The organism is Bradyrhizobium sp. cir1, from assembly GCF_014198245.1.
Classification (GTDB): Bacteria; Pseudomonadota; Alphaproteobacteria; order Rhizobiales; family Xanthobacteraceae; genus Bradyrhizobium.
Window position 1 is genome coordinate 80,549 of the sequence record NZ_JACIHE010000010.1, and the last position, 17,694, is coordinate 98,242.

20 protein-coding genes are annotated in these 17,694 nt (G+C 65.2%); 13 read left to right on the top strand and 7 right to left on the bottom strand.

Going from position 1 to position 17,694, the window contains the following annotated elements; genetic code table 11:
• Positions 1–214: 214 nt before the first annotated feature.
• The 3 genes from GGD63_RS20990 to GGD63_RS21000 are packed head-to-tail and all read left to right on the top strand — an operon-like array spanning position 215 to position 4,246.
• A complete protein-coding gene (locus GGD63_RS20990; RefSeq protein ID WP_183245059.1) occupies positions 215–1,621 on the top strand; it encodes a DegQ family serine endoprotease in 1,407 nt (468 codons plus the stop codon).
• Positions 1,618–2,955: a replication-associated recombination protein A gene (locus tag GGD63_RS20995; RefSeq protein ID WP_183245060.1), complete on the top strand. Its 1,338-nt coding sequence runs from the start codon at positions 1,618–1,620 to the stop codon at positions 2,953–2,955. The genes GGD63_RS20990 and GGD63_RS20995 overlap by 4 nt, the downstream gene beginning before the upstream one ends.
• Before the next feature lie 52 nt (positions 2,956–3,007).
• Positions 3,008–4,246, top strand: a complete 1,239-nt coding sequence (locus tag GGD63_RS21000) for an RluA family pseudouridine synthase (protein ID WP_183245061.1) — start codon at positions 3,008–3,010, stop codon at positions 4,244–4,246.
• 138 nt (positions 4,247–4,384) lie between these two features.
• Here GGD63_RS21000 and GGD63_RS21005 read toward each other — a convergent pair whose 3' ends face one another.
• Complete coding sequence (locus GGD63_RS21005) at positions 4,385–4,831, bottom strand: hypothetical protein (RefSeq protein WP_183245062.1); 447 nt, start codon at positions 4,829–4,831, stop codon at positions 4,385–4,387.
• Positions 4,832–4,906: 75 nt separating this feature from the next.
• Here GGD63_RS21005 and GGD63_RS21010 point away from each other — a divergent pair, with 75 nt between their 5' ends.
• The 4 genes from GGD63_RS21010 to blaOXA all read left to right on the top strand — a co-directional run bounded on the left by GGD63_RS21010 (position 4,907) and on the right by blaOXA (position 8,604).
• Complete coding sequence (locus GGD63_RS21010) at positions 4,907–5,701, top strand: ATP12 family chaperone protein (protein ID WP_183245063.1); 795 nt, start codon at positions 4,907–4,909, stop codon at positions 5,699–5,701.
• 57 nt (positions 5,702–5,758) lie between these two features.
• Positions 5,759–7,378 (top strand): flagellar hook-length control protein FliK, encoded by a 1,620-nt coding sequence (locus GGD63_RS21015; protein WP_183245064.1) that lies wholly within the window; start codon positions 5,759–5,761, stop codon positions 7,376–7,378.
• Positions 7,375–7,638, top strand: coding sequence for an EscU/YscU/HrcU family type III secretion system export apparatus switch protein (locus tag GGD63_RS21020; RefSeq protein ID WP_183245065.1), 264 nt, complete (start codon positions 7,375–7,377; stop codon positions 7,636–7,638). Before GGD63_RS21015 ends, GGD63_RS21020 begins: the two co-directional genes overlap by 4 nt.
• A 108-nt stretch (positions 7,639–7,746) precedes the next feature.
• Positions 7,747–8,604, top strand: a complete 858-nt coding sequence (gene blaOXA / locus GGD63_RS21025; RefSeq protein WP_409334083.1) for a class D beta-lactamase — start codon at positions 7,747–7,749, stop codon at positions 8,602–8,604.
• Positions 8,605–8,918: 314 nt separating this feature from the next.
• On the opposite strand, the gene GGD63_RS21030 is transcribed toward blaOXA, so the two are convergent.
• Both GGD63_RS21030 and GGD63_RS21035 read right to left on the bottom strand, forming a co-directional pair.
• Complete coding sequence (locus tag GGD63_RS21030) at positions 8,919–9,515, bottom strand: hypothetical protein (RefSeq protein ID WP_183245067.1); 597 nt, start codon at positions 9,513–9,515, stop codon at positions 8,919–8,921.
• 143 nt (positions 9,516–9,658) lie between these two features.
• Positions 9,659–10,063, bottom strand: a complete 405-nt coding sequence (locus tag GGD63_RS21035; protein ID WP_183245068.1) for a DUF4260 domain-containing protein — start codon at positions 10,061–10,063, stop codon at positions 9,659–9,661.
• 148 nt (positions 10,064–10,211) lie between these two features.
• Between GGD63_RS21035 and GGD63_RS21040 the strand changes: the two genes are divergently transcribed.
• Entirely contained in the window at positions 10,212–11,744 is a 1,533-nt protein-coding gene (locus GGD63_RS21040; RefSeq protein ID WP_183245069.1) for an acyl-CoA carboxylase subunit beta, read from the top strand.
• Between the two features lie 457 nt (positions 11,745–12,201).
• Entirely contained in the window at positions 12,202–12,549 is a 348-nt protein-coding gene (locus GGD63_RS21045; RefSeq protein WP_183245070.1) for a hypothetical protein, read from the top strand.
• Between the two features lie 114 nt (positions 12,550–12,663).
• On the opposite strand, the gene GGD63_RS21050 is transcribed toward GGD63_RS21045, so the two are convergent.
• Positions 12,664–13,320: a glutathione S-transferase family protein gene (locus tag GGD63_RS21050; protein ID WP_183245071.1), complete on the bottom strand. Its 657-nt coding sequence runs from the start codon at positions 13,318–13,320 to the stop codon at positions 12,664–12,666.
• 124 nt (positions 13,321–13,444) lie between these two features.
• On the opposite strand from GGD63_RS21050, the gene GGD63_RS21055 reads away from it, so the two are divergent.
• Positions 13,445–13,759 (top strand): hypothetical protein, encoded by a 315-nt coding sequence (locus GGD63_RS21055; RefSeq protein WP_183245072.1) that lies wholly within the window; start codon positions 13,445–13,447, stop codon positions 13,757–13,759.
• Positions 13,760–13,945: 186 nt separating this feature from the next.
• Positions 13,946–14,221, top strand: coding sequence for a twin-arginine translocation signal domain-containing protein (locus tag GGD63_RS21060; protein ID WP_183245073.1), 276 nt, complete (start codon positions 13,946–13,948; stop codon positions 14,219–14,221).
• 160 nt (positions 14,222–14,381) lie between these two features.
• Here GGD63_RS21060 and GGD63_RS21065 read toward each other — a convergent pair whose 3' ends face one another.
• The 3 genes from GGD63_RS21065 to GGD63_RS21075 all read right to left on the bottom strand — a co-directional run bounded on the left by GGD63_RS21065 (position 14,382) and on the right by GGD63_RS21075 (position 16,830).
• Positions 14,382–14,633, bottom strand: a complete 252-nt coding sequence (locus GGD63_RS21065) for a GCG_CRPN prefix-to-repeats domain-containing protein (protein WP_183245074.1) — start codon at positions 14,631–14,633, stop codon at positions 14,382–14,384.
• Positions 14,634–14,924: 291 nt separating this feature from the next.
• Positions 14,925–15,935, bottom strand: coding sequence for an alpha/beta fold hydrolase (locus tag GGD63_RS21070; RefSeq protein WP_183245075.1), 1,011 nt, complete (start codon positions 15,933–15,935; stop codon positions 14,925–14,927).
• 196 nt (positions 15,936–16,131) lie between these two features.
• Positions 16,132–16,830 carry a winged helix-turn-helix domain-containing protein gene (locus GGD63_RS21075; RefSeq protein ID WP_183245076.1) on the bottom strand — a complete coding sequence of 233 codons (699 nt, stop codon included), beginning with the start codon at positions 16,828–16,830 and terminating at the stop codon, positions 16,132–16,134.
• Positions 16,831–16,976: 146 nt separating this feature from the next.
• Here GGD63_RS21075 and GGD63_RS21080 point away from each other — a divergent pair, with 146 nt between their 5' ends.
• Together GGD63_RS21080 and GGD63_RS21085 are read left to right on the top strand one after the other, a co-directional pair.
• Entirely contained in the window at positions 16,977–17,285 is a 309-nt protein-coding gene (locus GGD63_RS21080) for an NIPSNAP family protein (RefSeq protein WP_018647290.1), read from the top strand.
• A gap of 24 nt (positions 17,286–17,309) precedes the next feature.
• A complete protein-coding gene (locus tag GGD63_RS21085) occupies positions 17,310–17,660 on the top strand; it encodes an antibiotic biosynthesis monooxygenase (protein ID WP_183245077.1) in 351 nt (116 codons plus the stop codon).
• Positions 17,661–17,694 lie beyond the last annotated feature (34 nt).

Below are 17,694 nucleotides of genomic sequence, written 5' to 3' on the forward strand. Positions count from 1 at the left end.
CCCACTGGTGCAAATTCGCCGCAACCGAATCCGCCACCGGGCAGCATGCGGGATGACGCGCATCATGCCAATCCATCGCCCGAGCGGATTGTCATTTCGCACGCCGTGCTTGCGGGCCGGACACACCGGGGAAGGGGCCGAATATTGCCGCCCGGCGCCCTTCTATTGGGGGGCGAACACGCCTATATTCCGTCGTCTTTTCCAAGAGGTAGGAATGTTTCGATCGACCTGGACTGCCGCCGCCTCGGCATTGTGCATAGCCTTTTCGGCCCACTTCAATCCGACTGCTGCGCAGGACCGTCGGGTCCCGTCGTCGCCGGCCGAGCTGCGGCTGTCCTATGCGCCGATCGTGCAACGGGTGCAGCCGGCGGTGGTCAACGTCTACGCCGCCAAGGTGGTGCAGAACCGCAACCCCCTGCTGGACGACCCGATCTTCCGCCGCTTCTTCGGCGTGCCGGGCCAGCAGCCCGAGCAGGTGCAGCGCTCACTCGGCTCCGGCGTCCTCGTCGATGCGTCCGGCCTCGTCGTCACCAACGTCCATGTCATCGAAGGCGCCGACCAGGTGAAGGTGTCGCTGTCGGACAAGCGCGAGTTCGAGGCCGAGATCGTGCTGAAGGATTCCCGCACCGATCTTGCGGTGCTGCGTCTGAAGGATTCCAAGGAGAAGTTTCCGGCACTCGAATTCACAAATTCCGACGAGCTGCTGGTCGGTGACGTCGTGCTGGCAATCGGCAATCCCTTCGGCGTCGGCCAGACCGTGACCCACGGCATCATCTCGGCGCTGGCGCGCACGCAGGTGGGCATCACCGATTACCAGTTCTTCATCCAGACCGATGCGGCGATCAATCCCGGCAATTCCGGCGGCGCGCTGGTCGACATGAACGGCCGGCTCGCCGGCATCAACACCGCGATCTACTCGCGCTCCGGCGGCTCGCAGGGAATCGGTTTTGCGATTCCCGCCAACATGGTGCGCGTCGTCGTCGCCTCCGCCAAGAGCGGCGGCAAGGCGGTGAAGCGTCCCTGGCTCGGAGCGAAATTGCAGGCGGTGACGCCCGAGATCGCCGAGAGCCTCGGCCTGCGCTCGCCGACCGGCGCGCTGGTCGCGAGCGTGGTGTCGAACGGCCCCGCGGCCAAGGCCGGCTTGAAATCCTCCGATCTCATCACCGGCATCGACGGCCAGACCGTGGATGATCCCAACGCCTTCGATTATCGCTTCGCCACGCGTCCGCTGGGCGGCACCGCGCAGATCGACCTGCAGCGCGGCGGCAAGCCGGTCAAGCTGACCGTGGCGCTGGAGACCGCGCCCGACGCCGGGCGCAACGAGCTGGTCATTACCGCGCGTTCGCCGTTCCAGGGCGCAAAGGTTTCGACCATCACGCCGGCGGTTGCCGACGAGCTGCATCTGGACGCCGACACCGAAGGCGTCGTGATCGCCGATCTCGGCGGTGACAGTGCGGCGGCGAGTGTCGGCTTCCAGAAGGGCGACATCATCCTGGCCGTCAACAATCAGAAGATCAGCAGGACCGGCGACCTCGAAAAGGCTGCGGGCGAGCGCCCGCGGATCTGGCGCATCACGCTGGTGCGCGGCGGTCAGCAGATCAACGTTACGCTGGGCGGATGAGTCCGAAGCGACCACAGGAGACGCCAACGCTCTTTGCCGCGGCGGGGCTCGACCACGAGGCTCCGCATCCGCTGCCGGATCGCTTGCGTCCGCGTACGCTGTCGGAGGTCGTCGGCCAGGATCACATCCTCGGCCCCGACGGCGCGCTGACGCGCATGCTGGAGACGCGCACGCTGGGCTCGCTGGTGTTCTGGGGCCCGCCGGGCACCGGCAAGACCACGGTGGCGCGGCTGCTGGCGGACGCCACCGATCTGCATTTCGAGCAGATCTCGGCCGTGTTCTCCGGTGTCGCCGACCTCAAGAAGGCGTTCGATGCCGCACGCGCCCGCCGCGAGATGGGCAAGGGCACGCTGCTGTTCGTCGACGAGGTGCACAGATTCAATCGCGCCCAGCAGGATTCGTTTCTGCCCGTGATGGAAGACGGCACGGTGGTGATGGTCGGCGCCACCACCGAAAACCCGTCCTTCGAGCTCAACGCGGCGCTTTTGTCCCGCGCGCGCGTGCTGGTGTTCCGCTCGCTCGACCCGGCCGCGATCGAAAAGCTGTTCGCGCATGCCGAGGCGGTCGAGGGCAAGAAGTTGCCGCTGGACGCCGAAGCGCGCGCTGTTCTGGTGCGTATGGCCGACGGCGACGGAAGGGCGTCACTGACGCTCGCCGAAGAGGTCTGGCGTTCGGCGCGGGCGGACGAGATTTTCAACGCCGCGCAATTGCAGGACATCCTGCAACGCCGCGCGCCGATCTACGACAAGTCGGCCGACGGCCACTACAATCTGATCTCGGCGCTGCATAAATCGGTGCGCGGCTCCGATCCCGATGCCGCGCTGTATTACCTCGCGCGCATGCTGGACGCCGGCGAGGACCCATTGTTCCTTGCCCGCCGCGTCGTGCGCATGGCGGTGGAGGACATCGGGCTTGCCGATCCGCAGGCGCTCGTCATCGCCAATGCCGCCAAGGACGCCTTCGACTTCCTCGGCCATCCCGAGGGCGAGCTCGCGATCGCGCAAGCCGTGGTCTATCTCGCCACCGCGCCGAAATCGAACGCGGTCTACACCGCCTTCGGCACGGCGATGCAGGTCGCAAAGCAGGCCGGCTCGCTGCTGCCGCCAAAACACATCCTCAATTCCCCGACCAAGCTGATGAAGTCCGAAGGCTACGGCACTGGTTACGCATACGACCACGACGCCCCCGACGCCTTCTCCGGCCAGGACTACTTCCCCGAAGCCCTGGGCCGCCAGACCTTCTACGACCCGCCCGAGCGCGGCTTCGAGCGTGAGATCAGGAAGCGTTTGGATTACTGGGCCAAGCTGCGGAAGGAGCGGGGCGGCTCGCGCTAGAAACGGCCATTTCGTCGTGACGGAAGGCCGCTTTTAGGGTACGCAGGCAACCATGAGCCGCCGCATCAAGAGAATGAACCCAAAGCCCCGTTCGCGTGACGAGCGCGATGACGCACGTCCGCATCAGGCGCGCAGCGCGAAAAAGGCCGGGCCGCGTCCGGGCGGCAAGCCGGGCTCGAAGCCGCCGCGCTTTGCCGGAGAGCGTTCCGAGCGGCGTGGCCCCGAGCGCGCCGAGCGGCGGCCGCCCAAACCCGCCCAGGAAAGGCCTGCGCCGGGGAAGCCGGTCGAGGCGCTGCTGCCGACCAAGGTGCAGACCGTCACCGTCACGGCTGACGAGAACAACATGCGCGTCGACCGTTTCCTTGAAGCGCGCTTTCCCGGCCTGTCGTTCTCCCACATCCAGCGCGTCGTGCGCAAAGGCGAGCTGCGCGTCGACGGCAAGCGCGTCGACAGCAAGGACCGGCTAGAGGAAGGGCAGAGCGTCCGCATTCCGCCGCTGAAGCTGGATGCACCGAAGGTCGTCGGCGAGCTCTCGGAGGCTGCGCAGAAGACGCTCAAGGCCCTGAAGGAGATGACGATCTGGGAGGACGACGACGTCCTCGTGCTGAACAAGCCGGCGGGCCTTGCCGTGCAGGGCGGCTCGGGCATGACGCGGCACATCGACCAGATGCTGGAGGTGATGCGCGATGCCAAGGGCCAGAAGCCGCGCCTCGTGCACCGCATTGATCGCGAGACCTCGGGCTGTCTCCTGATCGCCAAGACGCGCTTTGCCGCCTCGCATCTGACCGGCGCATTTCGTTCGAGATCGGCGCGAAAGGTCTATTGGGCGCTGGTGCCGGGTCTGCCGAAGCCGAAGCAGGGCCGCATCTCGACCTTCCTCGCCAAGGAAGAGAGCGAGGACGACACCATCATGCGCATCGCCCAGCATGGCGACGAGGGCGCCAGCCACGCAGTGACCTATTACGCCGTGGTCGAGACCGCCGGCAACAAGCTGACCTGGGTGTCGCTGAAACCGGTGACCGGCCGCACCCATCAGCTGCGCGCCCACATGGCCCATATCGGCCATCCCATCATCGGCGATCCCAAATATTTCAACATCGAGAACTGGGAATTGCCCGGCGGCCTGCAAAACCGGCTGCATCTGCTCGCGCGCCGCATCGTCATTCCGCATCCGCGTGGCGGCGTGATCGACGCCACCGCGCCGCTACCGCCGCACATGCAGCAGTCGTGGAATCTGCTGGGGCTCGATGCAAGCCGGTTCGACCCGATCGAGAACGCGCCGGAGGAGTAGGGGCTGAGCTCCGCTGCCAGCCCCGTCATTGCGAGGAGCTCTTGCGACGAAGCAATCCAGAATGCCTCCGCGGAAAGATTCTGGATTGCTTCGCTTCGCTCGCAATGACGGTGCGGAGACAGCGGTGGTTGGCCACCCTCAATTCCGGAACTGCTCCAAAAACATCCGCAGACTATCATGCGGACTCTCGACATCCGTAATCAGCCAGCCCTCGGGCCCGTTGACCAGGACGAAGTTCAGCGCCACCCGGCGACCGTGATTGTCGAAATTCGCCGCGACATAGGTCTTGTCGTATTGCCTGCGGACGACCGCGATCGCAACCGGGCCGAGCTTCCAGCTCGGGCTCTGCACCAGGAAATCGTAGGGTTCGATCCTCGTCGTGCTCCAGGCCTTGCGCAGGGGCAGATCGAAGAACTGGCGGGCGGTCACGGCATCGCGCGGCAGGCCTTTTGACAGCTCCGGCGCGCCCTCGCCGTAATGGGCATAGACGTTGCGGACCAGCGATTCAGGGGTGCGGAAGCCGGCCTCGGCCGCGGCCAGCCAAAATCCTGCCAACAGGGCGACAATGCCCGCAAGTTCCCTCATGCCTGCCGCTCGCTTTATCGGCCGCCGGTCTTATTTTAAGAGACTAGCATCCAGCGACCGGGACCAAAAACTCACATGCGCGAATTGTTCGAAGAAGCAGCAAGCCAGCCCCCGCCGGATCCACGGGAATCGGCGCGCCAGTCCGCGCGCACGCCGCTGCGCAAGCGCTTCTATAAGGCGGCCGGCGTAACCGATACCGACGGCGGCTTTGCCATCACGCTCGACGGCAAGCCGATCCGCACGCCTTCCGGCCGCCAGGTGGTGATCCCCGCGCGCGCGCTGGCCGATGCGGTGGTCGCCGAATGGGTGGCCCAGGGCGAGACGATCGACCCTGTCACCATGCCGCTGACGCGGATCGCCAACAGCGTGGTCGAGGGCGTCGTCGACCGCGTCGAGCTCGTCAGCGACGATCTCGCAAAATACTTCGAGTCCGATCTGCTGTTTTATCGCGCCGGCCACCCCGAGGGGCTGGTCGCCCGCGAGGCCGCGCACTGGGATCCCGTGCTGTTCTGGGCCGCGCAGACGCTGCAGGCGCATTTCATCCTGTCCGAGGGCGTCATGCACGTGAAGCAGCCGGACGAGGCGCTGATGGCCGCCCGCGCCGCACTGCCCGGCGATCCCTGGTCGGTCGCCGCGCTCCATGTGGTCACGACCCTGACCGGCTCGGCGCTGCTGGCGCTGGCGCTGGCCCATGGCGTGCGCGATGCGGACCAGGTCTGGGCCGCCGCCCATGTCGACGAGGACTGGAACGCCGAGCAATGGGGCGTGGACGAGGAGGCGGCCGCCCGCCGCGCCGCCCGCCTGAAGGATTTTGAGGCAGCCGTGACGGTTCTGGCGGCGGTGAAGCCGTCCGCGGTCCAAGGTCCTTAACGAGAGGTTTACGAGGGGGCCTTACGGTGGGTTTAGCATTCCCCGGGCCCCCTTGAGATGCCGACGCCGATAAGCTCGATCGTTCCCGTCAGTGCCGCCAGCCCTGTGGCTGATGCGACGACGCCCGATCTCGTACTCCAGGCCGGCAGCGTCGTCGATGCCAGGGTGGTCAGCGTGCTCGCCGACAATCTCGTGCGGATCGCGATCGCCAACCTGTCGATGGACGTGATGTCGGAGGTGGCGCTGACGCCGGGGCAAAACCTCCAGCTCGCGGTCTCGCAGAACGACGGCACCATCCGGCTCGCCGTCATGGGTGCAGGCGAGGAGGCGGCCGATCAGATCACGCTGACGTCGCGCGCAGCCTCTCTGGTGGACAGCCCGCCGCTTGCGCCGTCCGCGACCGCGGGACGCAACACGCTGACGCTATCGGAACAGGTCGCCGTCACCGCGGCTTCGGCCGAGGCGGTTACAAAACAGGGTAGCCAGGCGCCGCTGTTTGCCAATCTGGCCGCCGTCGTCACCGGCAGCGATCTGCCCGCGGGGCTGAAGCAGGCGGTGCTCGACGTGCTGGTGCAGCAGACGCCGCTCAACACTGCGCTTGATGGCGGCGACATCGAATCCGCCTTTCAGAAGTCCGGGCTGTTTCTCGAGGCTTCATTGGCCGCGGGCACGACGCCGTCCTCTGGCGCGATGCCGGACTTGAAGGCCGCGCTGCTGGTGTTGCGCCAGACATTGACAACGCTCGAGACCGGCGTGCCACAGGCGCAAGGCGCCGCGCTGCCGACGAGCGCTGTGGCCACGACGCAGACCGCAGCTTCCGCGCTTCAAGTGGCGGGCGAGGCGGCACAGGCGGCGTTGCCGTCGCCGGATGCCGAAGTAGCCCAGCCGACGCAATTGCTACGCGGCACTGCGCTTGCCGCCGCTGTGCTGGCGGAGGTGGCGGGCGACAATCCGCAAGCCCTGGTGCCGCGAACCATGTCCGCAGGTCTTGCCGCGAGCCTGCTGCAAGACGTCACGCAAAGCCTGCCGCGCATGCTCGGTAACGTGCCTGGCTCCAACAAGGCCGTGCCTGACGGTCATGTGTTCGAGGCTGCCGCGCGCGCAACCACACCACCGCCGTTCCGCGGCGCGCTGCCGGCGCCGCAGGCTGTCGCCGCGCCATCGCTCGCGCCCGATACACCTCTGGCCGCGACCGTGCATCGCCTGCTCGATGACACCGATGCCGCGATCTCGCGGCAGACGTTGTTGCAGGTCGCTTCACTCTCCGATCGCACCGATGCCAGCGGTCACCGCATCGATCCGGCCGTACCACAGTGGAATTTCGAGATCCCGTTCGCGACCCCGCAGGGTACCGCGATGGCGCAGTTCGAGATCTCGCGCGACGGCGGTGGCGAATCCGCCGATCCGGCCAAGCGCGCCTGGCGCGCGCGCTTCTCGCTCAATGTCGAGCCGGCCGGACCGGTGCACGCGCTGATCACGCTGAACGGCGACAAGACCTTCGTGCGGATGTGGGCGGAGCGGACGGCGACCGCGCAGCAGCTCCGCGCCGGTATCGGTGAGCTCACGCAGGCGATGACGAAGGCCGAGCTCAAGCCCGGCGATATCGTCGTGCGCGACGGCACGCCGCCGCAGCCGGCGCCGGCCCGCGCCGGCCACTTCCTGGACCGCGCCACATGAGCGATCCATCCAAGCTTGCAATTGCCCTGCATTACGAGAAGGGTACCAATGCGCCCGTCGTCGTCGCCAAGGGCAAGGGCACGATCGGCGAAAAGATCGTCGAGATTGCCAGGGCCAACGACATCCCGATCGAGGAGAACGAAATCCTGGCCGGCGCGCTCTCCAAGGTCGAGCTTGGCGAGGAAATCCCGCCCGATCTCTACAAGGCGGTCGCCGAAGTGCTGGTGTTCGTGCTGCGGCTGTCGGGCCGGGGGCGCTAGAGCATGATCCGGACCCGAAGGGCCGCGTTAGCGCAAAGTGTGCAGCGGTTTTCCGAATAGATCATGGTCAAGATGTAACCTGTCATCGTTTCACCACGTAGCGGCTGCATGGTCGCGCGTGCCCTCATCGTTCAACGGATATCAGTCTTGCTCACCCGCCGTTCCACCCTTGGCCTTCTCGCCGCAACCGCGATCCTGCCGTCACGCGCGCTCGCCCACGTCGCGCCGCCGCGCAACGAGATCCGCGACAGCCTTGCAAAGCGCTTCGCTGATCTCGGTACATCAGGCACCTTCGTCGGCTACAAGGTCGAGGATTATCTGATCGTCGCCAGCGACAAGGAGCGCTCGGGCGAGGGGAAGCTGCCGGCATCGACCTTCAAGATTCCGAACTCGCTGATTGCGCTGGAGACTGGCGTCGTCACTGATCCCGATAAGGACGTGTTTCCCTGGGACGGCGTCAAGCGGCCGATCGAGGCCTGGAACAAGGACCACACGCTGCGCAGCGCCATCGCGGTGAGTGCGGTGCCGGTCTATCAGGAGATCGCACGTCGCATCGGGCAGGAGCGGATGCAGAAATATGTCGACGAGGTCGACTACGGCAATCGTGACATCGGCGGCGGCATCGACCAGTTCTGGCTCACCGGGAATTTGCGCATCGATCCGGTCGAGCAGGTCGATTTCATCGACCGTCTGCGCCGCCGCGCGCTGCCGATCGGAAAGCGCAGCCAGGATCTCGTCGCCGACATCCTGCCTGTGACCAAGGTCGGCGACAGCATCATCCGCGCCAAGTCCGGCCTCCTGGGCGCCGAGCGCGGCGAGCCGTCACTGGGCTGGATGGTTGGCTGGGCCGAGAAGGGCGAGGCGCACACCGTGTTCGCGCTCAACATGGATTGCAAGGAGCCACGTCTCGTCGGCGAGCGCATGCCGCTGACGCAAGCCTGCCTTGCCGAGATCGGCGCGATCTAGCGCTGTCGCGCCGGCGCCGCCCGGCCACCGTCATTGCGAGGAGCTCTTGCGACGAAGCAATCCAGACTGCTGCTGCGGAAAGACTCTGGATTGCTTCGCGCTGCGCTCGCAATGACGGAGTATGCGGTGTCTCCCATGGCCGAGGAGCCGTAGGGTGGGCAAAGGCGCGTAGCGCCGTGCCCACCATCATCTAGTTGGTGGGCACGCTTTCGCTTTGCCCACCCTACGGCAGCGCGTGTGGAGCAGGCGGTCTCAGCCCAGCTTGAACAGGACCTGCAAAAACTCCTCCACCGTCAATTTGACGCGCGGAGGCCTCAGCCCTTGTCGGCCGTCTTCTTCGCCGTCAGCGCCTGATCGATGGCGAAGCCGCCGATCTCGCTCATCGCCTGCGAGATCGGATCGCCGCGCCGCGCAAAGCAGCTGGATAGATAATCGAACTGCGTCCGCGCCAGCCGCAGCGCCTCGATCGGCACCGAGACCACGGTCTCGTTGAAACTGTCGACGGAGGCGCGCAGTGTCTCCAGCTCGCTCGTGAGCTTGCCGATATGGCTTTCCGCATGCTGCATCAGGCCGATCAGCTTGCCGCGCTCGGCATCGAATGCGGAGCGCTCGGCTGCGGCTGCCGCGGTGACCTCGGCAAGCTGCGCGCGCAGCGCCTCGATCTGGCCGACCATGGCATCGGAGGCGAGCTCGGCGGCTTCGCGCAGCTCGGTGCTGCGCGTGCTCTCTTCCTGCGCCTGATGATAGAACCGCTCGGCCGACATTGCGCGCTGGCTCAGCGACTCGATCATGCGGGCTGCACGCAGCAGCATCTCGCCGTTCCGCCCCGACACCATGCTGGCCATGCGCCGCAGGAAGTCGATGGTTTCGGACGATGGGTTCGGCGGCAGGGGGACGACCGTCGCGGACATGGGTGATGCTTGCAGCCAGACGTGATGGACCGCCGCCGTACCGACTGGGCTCACGCAACATTCGGCGCCTGATCGCAAGCCTTGAAGCAAGCCTGAATCGGCCGGCCCGGTCAACCGGCCGGGCCGCCAATTTGCGGGCCGGGTCAGGCGTCCTTCTGCCGCCCGATCCGCCCCAGATGGGTGAAGCCGAACCCGGCGGAATATTTCAGGCCGTAGCCGAGCGCCCGGTCGATGCCGATATGGGCGAGCCAGATCAAGGCGATGGACAGAGTGAGGGGCGAGGCGAGGCCGAAGCCCAGCGTCAGCAGCCCCACCGGCGCCATGTAGCTGTGGGCGGTATTGTAGACCATCGCGCCGAACCTGGCGTCGGACAGGTATGCCAGGAAGCTCAGATCGGGGACGAAGAAGAGCAGGGCGAAGACCAGCCACGACCCATCCCAGGCCCAGTACAGCATCACCATCCCCACAAACAGGGTCAGGCCCTCCAGCCGCAGCAGGATGTTGACGCCGCCCGTCGCAGCGCCCGTCTCGGCCGTTCCTTCAGTCATGCTCGTCTCCCAGGCAAAACTTTGTAATTCCTTGCGCTTTCACGCTGCGACAGGGCAGCCCTGCGGGACTGAAAGCCGCTTCCCGGCCCGCAAAATGCCGTGTTAGAACCCCCGGCATCGCTTAAGGCTAAAGAACTGGCGGGAGCAAATGAAACATATCCTGGACGCCCTTGAAGATCGTCGTGCCGGCGCGAAGCTCGGCGGCGGGGAGAAGCGCATCGAGGCGCAGCACGCCCGCGGCAAGCTGACCGCGCGCGAGCGCATCGAGCTCTTGCTCGACAAGGGATCATTCGAGGAGTTCGACATGTTCGTCGAGCACCGCTCCACCGAGTTCGGCATGGAGAAGACCAAGGTGCCCGGCGACGGCGTCGTCACCGGCTGGGGCACCGTCAACGGCCGCAAGACTTTTGTCTTTGCCAAAGACTTCACGGTGTTCGGCGGTTCGCTCTCGGAAACTCACGCACTGAAGATCACCAAGTTGCAGGACATGGCGATGAAGGCGAGGGCGCCCATCATCGGCCTCTATGACGCGGGCGGCGCCCGCATCCAGGAAGGTGTCGCTGCGCTCGCCGGCTATTCCTACGTGTTCCGCCGCAACGTGCTGGCCTCCGGCGTGATCCCGCAGATCTCCGTCATCATGGGCCCCTGCGCCGGCGGCGACGTCTATTCGCCTGCGATGACCGACTTCATCTTCATGGTGAAGAACACCAGCTACATGTTCGTCACCGGCCCCGACGTCGTGAAGACCGTCACCAACGAGGTCGTCACGGCCGAAGAGCTCGGCGGCGCCTCCGTGCACGCGACGCGCTCCTCGATTGCGGACGGCGCCTTCGAGAACGACGTCGAGACGCTGCTGCAGATGCGGCGCCTGATCGACTTCCTGCCCTCGAACAACACCGACGGCGTGCCGGAATGGCCGAGCTTCGATTCGATCGAGCGCCTCGACGATTCCCTCGACACGCTGATCCCCGATAATCCGAACAAGCCCTACGACATGAAGGAGCTGATCCTGAAGGTCGTGGACGAGGGCGACTTCTTCGAGATCGCGGAAGCCTTCGCCAAGAACATCGTCACGGGCTTTGGTCGCATCGCCGGCCGCACCGTCGGCTTCGTCGCCAACCAGCCGATGGTGCTGGCCGGTGTGCTCGACTCTGACGCCTCGCGCAAGGCGGCGCGCTTCGTCCGCTTCTGCGACGCCTTCAACATCCCGATCGTCACCTTCGTCGACGTGCCGGGCTTCCTGCCCGGAACCGCGCAAGAATATGGCGGCCTGATCAAGCACGGCGCGAAATTGCTGTTCGCCTATTCGCAGTGCACCGTGCCGCTCGTCACCGTCATCACCCGCAAGGCTTATGGCGGCGCCTTCGACGTCATGGCGTCGAAAGAAATCGGCGCCGACATGAACTACGCCTGGCCGACCGCCCAGATCGCGGTGATGGGCGCCAAGGGCGCGGTGGAAATCATCTTCCGCAGCGACATCGGCGACGCCGACAAGATCGCCGCGCGCACCAAGGAATACGAAAATCGCTTCCTGTCGCCCTTCATTGCGGCCGAGCGCGGCTACATCGACGACGTCATCATGCCGCACTCGACCCGCAAGCGCATCGCCCGCGCGCTGGCGATGCTCAAGGACAAGAGGACGGAAATGCCGGCGAAGAAGCACGACAATTTGCCGTTGTGAGGAACGCGTAGCCCGGATGAGCGAAAGCGACATCCGGGTTCCTGCTCAGGAGTCCCGCATGTCGCTGCGCTCATGCGGGCTACTGCGCAAGCTACATTGAAAGCAGGTAGTCGAAGGCCAGCCTCATATGCCCAATGTCTTCGACTTGCCTGAGGGCCACCCGCTACGCGTTGCACACAAGAAGTGCATCAATAATCGTGCAGAGATCGAACGCAGCCAGCTTTGCGGCTGCTTCTATTGCAAGCAGACGTTTGCCCCGGATCGGATTGTCGAATGGGTTGATGAGGATTCCACCGCCCTGTGCCCCGAGTGTGGAATCGACAGTGTGCTTGGGGATGCCTCAGGAGTGCAGATCAACAGGTCTTTTCTGGAGGCAATGCACTCAGCCTGGTTTGCTGTCAGCTAGACCGCTGACATCAAGTTTCGTTCGAGACCAAGTATCGGCAATCTGGACCCCATGATCGAAGACGATCCGACCGACGAGATTTCGCAGATCGAAGATCGGATCGAGCGGCTCGCCGAGATCGCCGAGCGATGCCGGAAGTACATCCTGGCGTCCAAGATCGCCATCGGTAGTGGTGCCGCACTGCTGTTGGTTACGATCCTCGGCCTGTTCGGCTTCGGTCAGACCGCCGCGCTTGGATCGATCGCACTGGTGCTGGGCGGGATCGTCTCGCTCGGCTCGAATATCAGCACGCTGCGGCAGACGGACGAGGCCATCAGCGCTGCGGAGGCGCGACGTTTGGCGTTGATCGGCAGCATCGACCTCCGGGTCGTCGCCGATGCGCCGGTGAAACTCATGTGACGCTGATTTAACACGGTGTGTAGGGTGGGTTAGCCCTGCGGCTGCGCAAAGCGCAGTCCGCTCGGCGTAACCCACCATCCCCTGTCGCGACATGCGTTGGCGGATTACGCTTCGCTAATCCGCCCTACGTTTGGCATCCGCCGCGGCGAAATGCGCCATCTGGTCGGCGTGGGCCTTGGCGAAGGCCGGCCGGGCCGTGGCGCGTGCGAGATAGGCGCGGCAGGCCGGATGGTCCGCGAGCCCGTCGAAACGATCGACTGGGCGCAGCACGTCCGCCATCAGGATGTCGGCGACAGAGAAGGAGCCCGCCAACCATTCGCGGCCGGCCAGCACCGGCTCGAGGTGCTTGAGGCGGATTTTCAGGAAGCCGTCGACGAATTTTGCGGCGGGTGAACCGTCGTCACTGCCGGTGAATTTGAACATGGACCATGGCAGGCTTGCCATCTCGACGGAATTGAGCGCGGCGAACACCCATTTCGTCGACTCGCTGCGGCCGCGCGGATCTGACGGCATCAACTTCGCGCTGAGCGCGCCGAGATGGAGCAGGATCGCGCCGGACTCGAAGATCGAGAGGTCGCCATCGGTCAGCCACGGCACCTGGCCGAACGGCTGGTGCGCGAGATGCGTAGGCCCGCGATCGCCGAATGGCGTGCTCGCGACGCGGTAGGGCAGTGTGGCCTCCTCAAGCGCCCAGCGCACGCGAAGATCGCGCACGAGACCGCGCGGCATTTCGGGAACCCAGTCGAAGGTGGTGAGGGTGAGGTCGGGCATGTGGGGTCTCCGTGTCCTGGTTCATACCAAGGACGAGCAAAGGACGCGCGTTCCGACACCGGTGCCAGCTTTTTTGTCTCCGGCGACTTCGGCTAGTCTCAGGCCAAACAATAGGAGGAACGAAATGCCAGCAGCCTTCTTCGTCGTCCGCGCCACCGTCACCGACGCCGCCAAGCGCGCCGCCTTCGACAGGTGGTACGAGACCGAGCACGTGCCCGATGCGGTGAAGGCGTTCGGCGTAAGCAAAGCCTGGCGGTTCTGGAGCCTCGACGATCCCTCGCTGCACCAGGCGATGTATCAGTTCGACGACGAGGCCAAGTTAGCTGCCATGCTGAAGGGCGATGCGCTGAAGAAACTCGTCGCCGATTTCAATCGCGATTGGCCCGACGTGAAGCGCTCGCGCGAGACGCTGGTGCTGGCCCAGGAATTTGTGAAGTAGTTGCGATCGTAGCCCGGATGAGCGAAGCGATATCCGGGACAGACATTCCCGCATGTCGCTGCCGCTCATGCGGGCTACGAAGCTGTCCACTTCACAACGAATCTGAATGCGCGATTCAGCTTGGGTTCATGTCGTGACCGCGACACTTCCTCTGCATCACTTGCTCGATCACCTAGAGGACATGTCATGGAGCGCCGGAACTTTTTGAAACTTGCACTGGGTGCGACAGCAGGCGCCGCCGCCTTCGCCGCGACCGCCCAGGCGGCCCCGTTGTCACCGCAGCCGGTCGGCGGTCCGTCGCGCATGCCGGAAGGCAATCCCGACGCTCATCCCGCCGTTACCACCAGCGACGAGACCGCGCAGCTCAAGCCCGAGCAGGTGCATTGGCATGGGCGCCATTGGGGTTGGCGCCGCCGCCACTGGGGCTGGCGTCACCGGCGCTGGCATCGCCATCACTGGTAAGCTTCGCGCAAGCCAGGCGCTGGACGGGGATCGCGATGCCGGTCCCCGTTCTGACTCGTGGCGCCTGCAAAGTACAGCCGATGGCCTGTTTGGAGGTCTTCAAGAAACGGCCGCGCAGGCTTTCGCCGCGCGGCCACTTTGTAAATGCAAGGAGACGAAGTCAGAACGGACGGCAGCGGCCGGCGTACCAGCGGAAGCCGTAGGGGCACACGCGGGCGCGCGGCACGACGACGACCGGCGCAGGGGCGACCACGACGGGGGCCGGGCGCACAACGACCGCGCCGCGCATCGGGCGGCAGCCGCCATAGGGGCCACGGTACCAGCCCGGGCCGCAACCCTGCGCGGCGCTGGCCGCCTCGCTGAAACCGACGACGGCGCTCGCGAGCATCGCGGCGGCGAAGAGATATTTCATTTAATCTTCCTTCTCGTCCTTGGGGCAGATTGTTGCGCAGGCGGCTTGCGGCGCACAATGAATCAAAAGACACGATTCGACACGTTAAACTTGCAACGTGCCGAGACGTCGCGATGCAAACCTGCCAATCATGACCTGAATGCGGCATGAACGTTCGCCGCATCCTGCCTCAGGCGACACGCGACTGTCGCTAAAGCATGATCCGGAAAAGTGCGAAGCGGTTTTCCGGAAAGATCATGCGCAAACAACAACCCAAAGCGCGATGACGATTCATCCAAATCTCATCGCGCTTTAGCGGCCGAGAAAGCCCAGCACCAGCTCGCGATACTTCTCCGGCGACTCCAGGAAGACGAGATGCCCGGTGTCGGGGATCACCTCGGCCCGCGCGTTCGGCATCTTCGCGGCGAGCTGCTTCGCAAGCTCTGCGTTCTGCCCCATTTTCGCGCGCAGCGCCTCCGGCGCGAGCGGCCGGCCCGGCGCGTTGTGGTCGTCGGCGCCCATGATGAACAGCGTCGGCAGCGCAATCAGCGGGATTTCGTGCGCGACCGGCTCGCGATAGATCATCTGGCCGGAAGAGACGAAGGCGCGCAGCCAGCGCGGATAGTCGGGGCTGCCCTTGATGTTGAAGCGGGCATCGATGAACGGCGTGATCGCCTCAGGTGGCAGCTTGATCGCGTAGTTGGTCTGGAGTTGCTTGCGATAACCGTCCGCGGTGAGCTTGTCCTCGGTCTCGATCATCTTCTCTGTCGGCGTCGGCGGCACGTAGAAGCGGTAGTCTTCAAGGCCGATCGGCGCGGTCAGCACCAGATGAGCAACACGGTCCGGATAGGTACGCGCGATGCGCATGCCCAGCATGCCACCGAGCGAATGCGCGACGATCTCGGCCTTGTTGATCTCTAAGTGGTCGAGCAGCGCGATGGTGTTGCGCGCCAGATTGTCGAAATGCAGCTCGCCCGCCGGCTTGGAGGATTTGCCGAAGCCGACCTGGTCCGGCACCACGACGCGATAACCGGCCTCGCTCAGCATCTTGATGACAGGCGCCCAGTAGCTCGACGGAAAATTGCGCCCGTGCAGCAGCACCACGGTGCGGCCGTTCGGCTGCTGGGGAGCAACGTCCATATAGGCCATGCTGAGCTGCTCGCCGTCATTGACGACGGGGAGCAGGTGCACGGGATAGGGATAGGCAAAGCCTTCCAGCGCGATGCCATAGGGCTCGCGCGGTGCCGTCTCGGCGGCGTGGATGGATGTGAGTGGGGAAGCGAGCAGGGCGGCCGCGAGCGCGGCGGAGAGGAGGCGGTTCATTGGGGGTCTCTTGTTTGAAGCCGTCATTCCGGGGCGGTCCGCAGGACCGAACCTGGAATCTCGAGGTTCCGGGTCTGGTCCTTCGGACCATCCCGGAACGACAGTGCGCATAAACGCGTGGATGGCCGGGTCAAGCCCGGCCATGACAAGGGAAAGAGTTCACACGCAAACGTGTGATTTCACGACGTCTGCGTGACTAATCCTTCCCATTGCCGAACAGCGCCGCAAACTGCTTCTCGCCGGTGCGGGTGAAATTCACGACGCGGCTGCCGGGCGTAGGATCGCGCGCGGCCCATTTCAGCTCGGCAAAGCGTTGCATCATGGCGGCGCCCAGCGTGCCGGCGAGATGGTGACGCCGCTCGCTCCAGTCGAGGCAGGCCTTGCAGACCGGGCGGCGCGGGTGGCTGAGCATGTCGGGCGAGATCTGCAGGTGCTTGGCGAGAAAGCGCTCGCCCTCGGCGGTCAGCTCGATCTCCTGCCTCTTCTGCCTGACCAGATGCCGTTCGCGCAAGGAGTCGAGCATCTGCACGCCGAGATCGCCGGCGAGATGGTCGTAGCAGATCCGCGCGCGTCGCAGCGCCGGATCCTTCGGCCCGGTGCGCACGCGCATGTGGCCGGTGCGCGCCGCAAGGCCCGCAAGGCCTTCGAGCACGCCGGCGACGTCGTCGTCGGTGAGGCGGTAGTAGCGGTGGCGGCCCTGCTTCTCCGGCTCCACCAGCCCGCCGGCCTCGAGCTTCGAAAGATGGGAGCTCGCGGTCTGCGGCGTGATGCCGGCCTCCTGCGCCAGCTCGCTCGCGGTGAGCGCGCGGCCGTTCATCAGCGCCGTGAGCATATTGGCACGGGCGGGGTCGCCGACCAGCGAGGCGACCATGGCGATGTCGGGTCCGGATTTCATGCTTCGATGGTAGCCGAAGCATTGTGGTCGGGCAAGCGCGTAGCGTGTTGCCACGAACACGTCATTGCGAGCGAAGCGAAGCATTCGGAAGCTTCAGCGGCGAGGGCGTTGCTTTGCTCGCTGCAACGACCAATCAGGAGCCCATCATGTCCGTCACCGTCTTCATCCGCTACCAGCTCGATCCCTTCAAGCGCGCGCAGTTCGAGGAATATTCGAAGCGCTGGCTCACCATCATTCCGAAATGCGGCGGCGACCTGATCGGCTATTTCATGCCGCATGAGGGCACCAACAACATCGCCTTCGCGCTGATCACCTTCGAGAGCCTCGCCGCCTATGAAGCCTATCGCGCGCGGCTGCGCCAGGATGCCGAGGGCATGGCGAACTTCCACTTTGCCGAGGAACACAAATTCATCCTCGCGGAAGAGCGCACCTTCCTGCGCAAGGTGGTATTGTAGGCCGTCAACCATGAGGAGACGCCCATGATCGCCGTGATCTTCGAGGTCTGGCCCAAGCCGGAACACCGCCAGACCTATTTCGACCTCGCAGCCGATCTGAAGCCGCTCCTGCAAACCATCGACGGCTTCATCTCGGTCGAGCGTTTCGAGAGCCTGACCGAGAAGGGCAAGATCCTGTCGGTATCGTTCTGGCGGGATGAGGCGGCCGTGCAGGCCTGGCGCAACACCATGGAGCACCGCCGCACCCAGGCCAGGGGCAGGGCGCAGATCTTCGCCGATTATCGCCTGCGCATTGCCAGTGTCATCCGCGACTACGGCATGAACGATCGCGACGAGGCGCCGAAGGACAGCCGCGCGGTACATGATGCGCACTAGCGCGCGCGATGATGCGTGCCTATGTCTGCGCGGC